The organism is bacterium (assembly GCA_008933615.1).
GTDB lineage: Bacteria > CLD3 > CLD3 > SB21 > SB21 > SB21.
In genome coordinates this window covers 16861-27771 of sequence record WBUR01000048.1, presented here as the reverse complement: position 1 = coordinate 27771, position 10911 = coordinate 16861, and the positions used below count along the sequence as shown (strand labels likewise).

Below are 10911 nucleotides of genomic sequence, written 5' to 3'. Positions count from 1 at the left end.
CTACGTAAAAGTGTTGTCCTTTAAAACTTAAATTTGAGGTTTGTGTTTCCATGATAAGTTCTCCATTTTAAATTTAGAAGAAACTTATCAAAACACCGACTCATTAACATAATGTCTCAGACTGAAGTGTTCCCTTCCTTTAGTGATCCAACCCGATAAGCACGTTAAACAATGATCAATGAACAGTATACAAAGATAACGAGGTAAGACTTGTTTGTACTTGAAATCGGTTCCGGACTTCCGGTTGTGTTGATTCACGGTTACCCGCTAAACCATCGAACATGGGAAAACCAGTTTTCCTTGTCGGATTCATTTAGAATACTTGCACCGGACTTGCCAGGCTTTGGACAATCCGGTTTTGAAAATGCATTATCCATGGAAGGTTATTCGGATCACATTGCGGAGTTGCTTGACGAAAAAAAGATCGAAAAAGCGGTTGTTATGGGGCATTCGATGGGCGGTTATATTTCACTGGCGTTTGCGGCTCGTCACGAAAATCGGGTAATGGGCCTCGGATTGATCTGTTCCCAGGCAGGCGCGGACACGGAGGAAGCGAGAGCAGGCCGTTTGAAGAATGCAGAACGAGTTGAAAAAGAGGGATTTGATTTTATCATTGCAACGATGTCTGAAAAGCTGTTATCGCCGTATCGGAATACGAATGACTCAGCTCTGCAGAATAAGTTAAAACTAATTATGAAAGAGGCGTCCGCTCAGGGAGTTACAACAGCGTTAAAGGCAATGGCTGCGCGAAAAGATCAATTTGAGACGCTCAGAAATTTATCCGTTCCGGTGTTCATTACAGCCGGAACGGACGATGTGTTAATAGCGGTTGAAAAGTCGGTACAAATGGCAGAAGCCTCTAAACTGTCCACTTTTGAAGTGTTTGAAGGATGCGGTCACATGCCGATGATGGAAAAACCTCAAGAATTTAATCTTGCCTTAAGGAAATTTCTAAAGAAGATATCCCTATAGCCTCTGTCAGCAGGATAGAACATCCAATTCTATCGTTTATCTAAAATCCAAGACCAAGCTGTTCATGCAAAATTCCCGCGCAAAAAGTTTTTCGGTGTATGGTTGAAAGTCCGTGCTTTCTGATGGCGTCAATGTGATCCGGCGTCGGATAACCTTTGTGTTTCGCAAATTGATATAGCGGAAATATCTTATCGTACTCCACCATAAGCCGGTCGCGGGTTACTTTGGCCAATATAGATGCAGCCGCAATGGAAAAACTCTTGGAGTCGCCTTTTACAATCGGCTTTTGGCGCGTGCCGTAAAAATGATTTTTTGGAAACGCATCGGCGTTACCGTCGATGAGAATGTAGTCCGCTTTGATCGGCATGGATTCGATGCACTCGCGCATGCCTTTCAGCGAAGCCTGTAATATGTTGATCCTGTCAATCTGCTCATGATCTATAATGGCGATATGAAAGGCCAGCGCCTGTTTTTGGATCACTTCAAAGAATGTCTCGCGTTGTACTTCATTCAATTGTTTGGAATCCGTAACGCCTTCAATGATAAAATCTTTCTCGAATATCACTGCAGCAGCCACAACCGGGCCAGCTAAAGGACCGCGCCCGGCCTCGTCAGTTCCCGCCACTCGGTGGTGGTGGTGATCCCAGCATTCCGTTTCAAATTTCAGCAGTTCATGTATCATAAGTAATTGGGTTTTCAAAATCGGCTAAAACAAAAAGGGTTGAACGGTTTAGAAACCATTCAACCCTTTTTCAATAAATAATGTCTTAATTAGTTCTTGGTTTCTTCAGCCCCGGCTTGCTGGCGGGCATTATATTCCTCGACTAATTTAGCTTCTTTGGCCTTTTCAAATTCAGTAGACGACAGTACAATCTTCTTATTGTCTTTATCAAATTCGATAACCACAAGATTTAACTCTACGCCTTCCGCAAAAGAATCTTTCTTATCCGATTTCGGCAGGTGAGAAGAGGGAATAAATCCTTCGACGCCTAACGGCAATTCGACAATCAAACCTTTTTCAATCGTGCGGCTTACTTTACCTGTTGTTTCTGTTCCGGGTGAATAAGCTTCGATAAATCCGTCCCATGGATTTTCGCCGATATGTTTGTGGCTCATCGAGATGCGGCGATTTTCTTTGTCAATACCCATGATCACGACTTCAATATCATCGCCTTTTTTCACGATTTCATTCGGGTTACGAACTTTACGTGTCCATGAAAGATCAGAAATATGAACTAGTCCGTCAATACCGGGCTCGAGTTCAACAAAGACGCCGAAATTAGTCAGGTTACGAACTTTACCAAGATGCTTGCTGCCGAGCGGATATTTCGATTCGACATTTTCCCAGGGATCATTTTGTAATTTCTTAATCGATAGGGAAACCTTACGTTCTTCAGCAACGATACTGACTACTTCCGCTTCGATTTCGTCGCCAATATTGAATACCTGCGAAGGGTGTTTGATCGTTTGATTCCATGACATTTCTGATATGTGAATCAAGCCTTCAATTCCCTTTTCGAGTTCAATAAAGGCGCCGTAATCCGTGATGGAAACAATCTTGCCCTTAACTAATGTATTCACGGGATATTTTTTAGCTGCTTCGACCCACGGTTCTGCCTGCATTTGTTTCATGCCTAAGGAGATGCGGTCTTTTTGCTCATTGAAATCAATGACCATGACCTTCACTTTTTCATCCAGCTTCACTATCTCGGAGGGATGTTTTACACGGCCCCATGACATATCGGTAATATGCAGAAGTCCGTCTACGCCGCCCAGATCGATGAAGGCGCCGAAATCCGTGATATTCTTAACAGTGCCGTCCAATATCTGACCTTTTTGAAGTTCGGTAAGAATGCGTTCGCGCTGTCCCTTAGTAGATTCTTCAATCAGTGCGCGGCTGCTGACGACAACATTCTTACGGAGATTGTTCAATTTTACAACTTTGAATTGCATCTCACGATTGACGTACGCGTCAAAATCACGGATCGGCTTGACATCGATTTGTGAACCAGGGAGGAAGCAATCGATTCCTAATACATTGACCACCATGCCGCCCTTGATACGTTTTGTGATCGTTCCGCTGACCACTTCGCCCGTCTCATGCATTTTAGTAATTCTCTCCCATACGCGCATGAAATCTGCTTTTTTGTGCGAGAGAATGATCTGACCTTCTTTATCTTCAATATTATCCAAGAATACTTCAATGTCATCGCCGATCTTGAATTTTTCCAGATTGGTACCAAATTCCGCTGTGGGAATGATGCCTTCGCTTTTGAAGCCGATATCAACTTTGACTTCTTTTTCACTGATGGCAAGAATTTTTCCTTTAACAATTTCACCCTGAGAAATCGTAGTTAAGGTCTTTTCGTAAAGGGATTTGTAATTGTTAAATTCGGTTTCGTCATAATCCCCGTTCATTTCTTTAAACTGGGCGAGGGGAATGACTTTTTTGCCGTAATCGCGTTTGAGGTTTAAGGTTTTAGTTTCTGACATTTAATTATTTCTTTGCAGTGATTTCAACCCATTCACTAGGAACAAGCCGCACATGATCTCTGCAAAACTCCTTTTCTGTAATCCCGAATAACCGGGTGTTAGTGATGCGCCTGTGCTTGACGCGTTGTAGTTAACTCCTTATTTCAAGGGTGTGCAATATAGGTCAAGAGGATTTTATATGCAATAATAATTTCATTAAAATACGGGAGAGTACGGCAGACAAAAAAATCGTATTATTTCGAACAAGACGGCAGATTTGTTGCTTTTCTAACTACAAAATCGTCAAAATCTATCTTTGAAACGGCTTGACCCGAATCGGATTCTGTACTAAGATATATACCGATAATTTGTTCCGGAGGATCTTCTCCGAAAATCCTCCCGTAGTCCTCAAAAGGGTTCACGTTTTCTATAAACCATGCATCGGACGGAGTGGATTCAGTACGAATGACCTTTGCATAAGAATCAAACATGAAACCTTCTTTTCGGATCGTCGCACACGGAGACGCCGTGGGATCCCAGACATAGTGGAGTGTGACGGGTGCGCCGAGCCAATTTTGATAGAAGATGACCACTACTTCAGTTATCTGCGTTTGAAAACGATCGGTTTCCCGGCCCGCAGAAAATTCTCTTAATCGCCACCGCCACGACAAATACGGGTATTCTTTTATATGGTAGCTGAATGGTTTGACTAGTGCAACAGAAGCGTCGCTCGTCTCTGAAGATAAAAACGCGTCCTCGTTTTCTTTTTGAATAAAATAAAGCCTCTTGTTAGCGCGTATATAATCGTCGTCTTTTTTTCGCCATCCCCACAGTTTCGGGTAATCTCCGTCTTCATTAGCATTGAAGTTATCAATTGTAAACGCGGTATCATTTACTATTACGGCTTCGACGTATTCGTGGCTGAAGCCATTTGAGATCAGATCATCGAATGCGCTCAATACATCTCTGATCAGCCGGAAGTTTTCCGTTCGTACGTCGTACACTTTCCATGTTTCTCCGGAGAACAGCAATCGAAGGCTTATTTTTTCAATGGCGTTATCTCGAACGAAGTGAAAACCTGTTTTTGCTTTGTCTTTATTAATCGATTCCTCCTCCCATCGAATATTTTTCTCATGGAGGTACGCGCGTAATTCGGGTAAACGGGATGCGGTCGTTTTCATAATACATTTTCGTACCGCTTGAGTATACCGCTTTTGCCATGAACCGGATAAATTTACCCAATTTTCTGCAAAGGCCCGCCGCGTTATTTCATTCCAATCAAATAGGTCGTCCAATGGAGTAGTGACAAATGATTCAAGTTGACTTTTTACTTTCACACTGTCTCGCAACCAATTTTGTAAAACGAGATAATATTGTTTTGAAGCCGAATTGGGTAATGATTGAGAGGCTCCTCTTTCGGAAGCGCAGAATAGGATTGCACCTGCCAGAAAAATTTTACAGTATTTCATGTTCGGTCCATTTTTTTAGTAGTACAGTGTCATGCGACCATTCGCCGTAGGTAAAATGATGTATCCAGTCACCTAAGTTAATATATTTCTTTCCTGCAAAGAGTTCTTCTTTCGGCTGATGATGATGTCCCATGATAATAATATCAACGCCTTCACTGAATTTTTTTTGTAGAAAGGAATGGATACTCGGATCATTAATATACTTCTTGTAATCCCGGTCTTGATTCTTGCTTATGCTGGACATGGTATTTGCCAGAGGAATTCCAAGATCAGGATGCAGCCATCGATACAACAGGACATTCAATTTGTTTCTAAGAAAAACTTTCATAATTCGATAAGATTTGTCCAGATCCGATATGCCGTCGCCGTGATAAAGAAATATTGTTTTATTATCCAATTCCACCGTGCGGGAGGCAGGGTATACCGTTATGCCGAGGTTTTTTTTAAAAAAATCATGGACCCAATGATCGTGATTGCCGCTGAGATAGTGAACTGAAACTCCGTGATCTATCAGCTGCATCAGCAAGTGTATGCCCAGTACGCATTGTTTGGGGATCGCATGCTTGTATTCAAACCAAAAATCAAAATAATCGCCGAGAATATACAATTCACGCGCATCGTTTTGTATATGATCAAAAAAAGATTTGAGCATGCGGTATTTGGTATGCTCCATCATGGTGTCGGAAGTACCTAAATGTATATCGGAAATGAAATAAATTTTTTCTTTTGTTGATGTCATGCTTCGGACAAATGGTTTCGTATAGGTAATTCGATGATAAATTCCGTTCCCTCAAAGCGCTCGCTGCTGAAAAATATCTTTCCTTGATGTTTTTCAATAATGCTGTATGCAACCGACAGCCCTAGTCCAACTCCTTCACCGATTTTACGTGTCGTAAAAAATGGGTCAAATATCCTGTCACGCATAACGGGGTCAATTCCAATGCCGTCGTCTCTTATTTTAATCAGAATAAAAAATTTTTTTAGGCCGCTGTCAATTTCCTGCAAGGATAGTTCAAGATTTTTCATGGAAGCCGATTGGATCACCCGCGTCTCAATCCAGATATGGCCCCGGTCTACATCGAGTTCAAGAACTGAATCTTCATTCCGAATTTCCCGCAGGGCATATTCCTGATATTCCAGTATGGCCTGCGCGGCATTGAGCATGATCTGCATGAATGCCTGGCTGAGCTCTTGTGGATAACATAAGATTGGAGGCAATGGGGCAAAGTTCTTGGCAATCTTTATGCTGAAGCGATACTGATTCATAAAAAGTTCGACTATGTTCCCGAGGTTATCATTTATATTGATTTCCTTGGTCTCAGATTCGTCGAGACGCGAGAATTTTCTAAGATCCTTGACGATTTGCATCATGCGATTTGAACTTTTTTCGAAACTTACCAGAATATTGTTAATATCCCGAAGCACATATTCATAGTCTATTGAAGCCTTTAGTCGCTCAATCTCTACTTTTTTTTCCACAAATTCTTCAGGTGTACGAAAAGTATTGTTTAATATCTCCGAATCAATTGCCGCAAGCAATTGTTTCAGGCTAACCACATACTCCTTAAAATGAGTCGCATTGCCGTAGATATTGGCGAGCGGGTTGTTCATCTCGTGGGCGATACCTGCAACGATCTGTACTAACGAAGCCATTTTTTTTGAGTGAATAAGGTCGGTCTGGGTCTTGGTAAGTTCCCGTATCGTATTTTCTAGTTTTTGTTTTTGTTGCTCCAGTATCTCGCGTTGTTTGTTTATTTCTTCGTTTTGCTTTTTAACTTCCTGAGTACGAATATGGATACGGTTTTCCAGATCGGCATTGCGTTTCTTTATAACCCGGATTCGGTTTTGATAAAAAATATATCCAAGACCATAGATGAACGTTGGCATCAATATAAAAAACCACCATCGTTTCCAAAATGGAGGCCGGATAGAAAATGTTAATTCTAAAATGCCGGGGGAGTTCGAAGTATTAGTAACGACGGTACTGCAACGAAATGTATACCGGCCGTGGTCAAGATTTGTATAACGCACTTGCCGGGTCGAAGCGGGCACACTCCATGTATTGTCAAAACCTTCCAATTGATATTGAAATTGCAGTGATTCTTCATTACGAAATAATATCCCGATAAAATGTATGTCCACATTGCGGTCATCATAACTCAATTCAATGGGTTGATCAACGGAATAGGTTATGTTATTGGCTGAAAATTTTTTAATGTACACCGGGACGGATTGTCTATTTTCAAAATCAATTTTTGGAAAGTAACGAGTCACGCCCCCTAAGAACGACATCCACATATTGCCTTGTTTATCAACGATCATGGCGTCGGATAACGATCCTTCATTTCCGGCCAAACCGTCGCTTTTGTAATAAATATTTATAACCCGTTGCTTTTGAGTGTCAAATTGATGTAATCCCTGACGGGTCGAGATCCAAAGGTGACCGGAAGCATCCTGATCAATACAAGTAATAATAGTATTTTTGAAACCGGCTTCGCTAAGATTGATTGCAGTCAGGTTCTTATTGTCCACTTCATTATCGATGTTTAATTTAAGCAGGGCGTCATCGGACCCTATCCAAAGATCATGTTGACGGTCTTCATAAAGTACATTAATTATTTTTTCGGGTAAATTTAGCCTTGTAAAGTCTGATATTTTCGGCACATTCTTTGATAATTCTTCCCGATCTATCCTGCACAATCCATTATTGGTACCAATCCACAAATTTCCTCGATGGTCTTTAGTGATTTTTCGAATATAGTCGTTGGGTAATCCGTCTTTACTTGTCAAAATAAAATTTCCATTTTCCGTCACGCGGTTGAGTCCGGATACGGTGCCGATCCATAAATTACCGTCGTCGTCAATTTCTATCTGCCGAGTATTGGAATTTGACAATAGGCTTTTGTCGGGATAGGGTGTAAAAACACCGAAATCGAATCTGGCAGAACCTTCTTCCGTTGCAACCCAAACGGTTCCATCCTTGTCCCTGCAAAAATCGAGAATATTCAAATGCGGAAGCCCCGATCGTCGATCCATATTTCTGATCGTGTAGCGGATAGGTTTATTTTGATCGTGGCGCGATTCTATAATAGAAATACCGTTATTAGTTCCAACCCATATTCTTCCGTCAAGGTCCTCCAGAAGAGGCCCAGGAGTATTGCCAGCCAGGCCTTCGGATTCCATAAGGGTGTGAAATTTTTCGGTAGAAATTTTTGAGATGCCGCTGCCGAAGGTGGAAATCCAGATATTATTTTCCCGATCCGCGAAAATGGAACGGATGGTATTGTTCTTTAATCCGTTTTCCGAAGTATAGTTTGAAATAATAAAACCCTGTTTGTGCGCGGTATGAGACTGGTCAGCGAACTCAGAAAAATTAAGTTTACTTATACCCTTCGCCGTTGCGACCCATAGATTGCCCGGAATGTCAACTGCAATATCTCGTATGTCGTTGCTCATCAAGCCGTCGGCGGTTGTAAAATTTCTGAATTTATAGGGATTTTGTGAAGAAATAATGTCCACCAGTTTGCTTAATCCGGATTTGGTACCAACCCATATTTCGCCGGCCGGGTTTTGTGCGATACTTGTAATAAAGTTCGAACCAAGCCCGTGACGTGTTGTAAAATTTGTTACGGTATGGTTAGTCTCTGAATTAAAAACAATCAAGGATAATCCGTTCTCGGTGCCAACCCACAAACGATTTTCTTTGTCTTGAAATATTTTGGTGACTGCGTCGCCTGCCAAACCTTGAGCTTTGCCGATAGCGAGGGAGGAATTAACCTTATATGTTCCGTCAACGTATTCCACGCTCAGGCGCAAAACACCGGCATTGCGCGAGCCGACCCACAAAAAACCGTGTGGGTCGACGTGCATGCACGTGTAATCCAGGTTTGGTAATCCGTTGCGCGTATCTATTTTTTTTAATGATCGAATGTATCCATCAACGGCGACATCAAAAACAGAAATGCCGTTGACCATGAGGGCCCAAAGAGAACCGCTTTTGTCTTCCAATATACCTATTCCGATATTGCTTGAAAGACCGTCCTGCTTTGTATAGGTCCTAAATTCGACTCCGTCGTAACGTGTTAAGCCGGAAGTGGATATAAGCCAGATAAATCCCTTCGAGTCCTGCGTAATAGAAGAAATTTGCGACTGGGGGAGTCCGTTCTCGTTTTTATAATTTCGAATAGGTAATTTTTGTGAGAATCCAAAAATAGGGATTAATAGCAGAGCCATCGGTTTTATTGAATGCCGAAATAACCTATAGAATTTTGAAAGTGATATCATTGCTATTACCTGAAGTCTCTTGTCCTTATGTTGAAAGTAGCCTGAGTCATTTCCACAAGTATTGAATGTTTGGGATCGTATTTTTATCGAAAAAATGAAATAGGGATAACCTACAAAGGCCATTTAAGCAGGATGTGATCGAAATGACCGCAGACGTAAGATAATGAGAACAAGCAATAAAATAAAGGTCAGGATGGAAATAAATATTGAGAACACGTTTCCGTTACACGTAAAAAATGTTTCTTGCGGCTGAATCGATACAGATCCGGCTAATATCTCCTGTGTCCCGTTTTGCGTTTGCGCTAAGACATTGCCGTAAGGATCAATAATAGCCGATACACCGGAATTGGCGCATCGCAATACGCTGAGACGATTCTCGATTGCACGCAGCACAGCAATCTGCGAATGCTGTATCGGGGCATAAGTACCGTCATACCATGCATCGTTGGTTACGATTGCCAATATTCTGGCGCCTTTTTGTACTCCTTCCCGGACTAACTGGGGGAAAATAGATTCAAGGCATACTACGGCAAGTACTTTTACTGAATCAGCTTGTAACGTATCATTAAACAAGGGCAACGTAAATACGCTTATGGAGTCTCCGGCATAATAATCAGGAATACCCACATCCATAGCCATTTCCTTCATGAAAAATAAAAATGATGGCACGAATTCACCGAATGGCACCAGATGTGTTTTGTCATAGGATACGAAGCCGCTGCGGTCGGGACGTATCATATATATAGAATTATAATAATGGCTTCTCGGTTTCCCATCAACATTCATTGTTGTTTTTCGATCCGGAATTCCGGTTATAAGTGTCGTCCATTGCCTGCGAAGCTCGCTGCGTATATCGTCAAATTTGGTTTTATCTACCCGAAGTCTTGTTGGTATCGCTGTCTCCGGCCATAAAATAACATCTGCATTCTTTTCTTTAGCCTCATGCGTGAGTCGCATGATCTCTGCGTAGGCAAAATCTTTTTCAAGCCACTTTCGATTCGGCTCAATATTGGGTTGAATAATCGCCGCCTGAATGCGCTTTCCTCCGGAATATTTTTGTGAATTAAGAACAATGAACCCATAGAAAAGCGGAATAAAAAAAAGCAGAAGAAGAACCATGACTAAGCGGTGCATGCTCCATGGAATTGAGACATCATTGGACCGAACTTTTTTTATGATGAAATAGATAATTACATTGATAAGTACAACCCAAAAAGTAATCCCGTTGATACCTGTAAATTCAATATATTGGATCAGGGGAGTATAATACGTTTGTGTCGTAGGAAAAAGATGCCACGTAAAACCGAGTTCGCCCATGGACTGTAAATATTCAAGCGAGGTCCACAAAAAGGGTGCAAATACAAATCCTTTTGTGCCGAATTTTTGGCAAACAAAGTTCTGAACAAAACCAAAAATGCCCCATAGCAATGAAAGGTAGGTTATTGTTCCAAGATACATACCGGTTGCTTGTATTTGAGTTGCTCCCGAATTCCAATTCATCCAATAAATGAAAGATCCGATTGAGAAAAGCCCCAGGAGGTAACCGGTGCGGAAACCGCTTTTAAACAAATCTTTTTCAAGAATAAAAAAAAATGGGATGAGAACGAAATAAGAGAAAAAGCCGGTAAAAAATGGAGGAAAACTGAAGAAGTATAATACGATCGTGAGTAAAAAGAGAATTATTCTGTTGCTTGTCATTAATTACATGTTTTTG

Annotated in this window: 7 protein-coding genes; 1 reads left to right on the top strand and 6 read right to left on the bottom strand. The window is 41.5% G+C overall.

All coding sequences use genetic code 11. From position 1 onward, the window contains the following. Positions 1-210 precede the first annotated feature (210 nt). On the top strand, positions 211-972 hold the full coding sequence (locus F9K33_14710; GenBank protein KAB2878045.1) for an alpha/beta hydrolase: 762 nt from the start codon (positions 211-213) through the stop codon (positions 970-972). Positions 973-1012: 40 nt separating this feature from the next. Here the strand turns inward: F9K33_14710 and F9K33_14705 are convergent, their stop codons facing one another. The 6 genes from F9K33_14705 to lnt all read right to left on the bottom strand — a co-directional run bounded on the left by F9K33_14705 (position 1013) and on the right by lnt (position 10895). Beyond that, a complete protein-coding gene (locus F9K33_14705) occupies positions 1013-1654 on the bottom strand; it encodes a ribonuclease HII (GenBank protein ID KAB2878046.1) in 642 nt (213 codons plus the stop codon). Between the two features lie 89 nt (positions 1655-1743). Further along, the gene (locus F9K33_14700) at positions 1744-3465 is read right to left on the bottom strand and encodes a 30S ribosomal protein S1 (GenBank protein KAB2878044.1); all 1722 of its coding nucleotides are present in this window, start codon (positions 3463-3465) and stop codon (positions 1744-1746) included. Between the two features lie 233 nt (positions 3466-3698). Next, complete coding sequence (locus tag F9K33_14695; GenBank protein KAB2878043.1) at positions 3699-4913, bottom strand: DUF3047 domain-containing protein; 1215 nt, start codon at positions 4911-4913, stop codon at positions 3699-3701. Beyond that, complete coding sequence (locus F9K33_14690) at positions 4900-5652, bottom strand: UDP-2,3-diacylglucosamine diphosphatase (protein KAB2878042.1); 753 nt, start codon at positions 5650-5652, stop codon at positions 4900-4902. The genes F9K33_14695 and F9K33_14690 overlap by 14 nt, the downstream gene beginning before the upstream one ends. Next, positions 5649-9320 carry a hypothetical protein gene (locus F9K33_14685; GenBank protein ID KAB2878041.1) on the bottom strand — a complete coding sequence of 1224 codons (3672 nt, stop codon included), beginning with the start codon at positions 9318-9320 and terminating at the stop codon, positions 5649-5651. Before F9K33_14685 ends, F9K33_14690 begins: the two co-directional genes overlap by 4 nt. Beyond that, on the bottom strand, positions 9321-10895 hold the full coding sequence (lnt, locus tag F9K33_14680; protein ID KAB2878040.1) for an apolipoprotein N-acyltransferase: 1575 nt from the start codon (positions 10893-10895) through the stop codon (positions 9321-9323). Positions 10896-10911 lie beyond the last annotated feature (16 nt).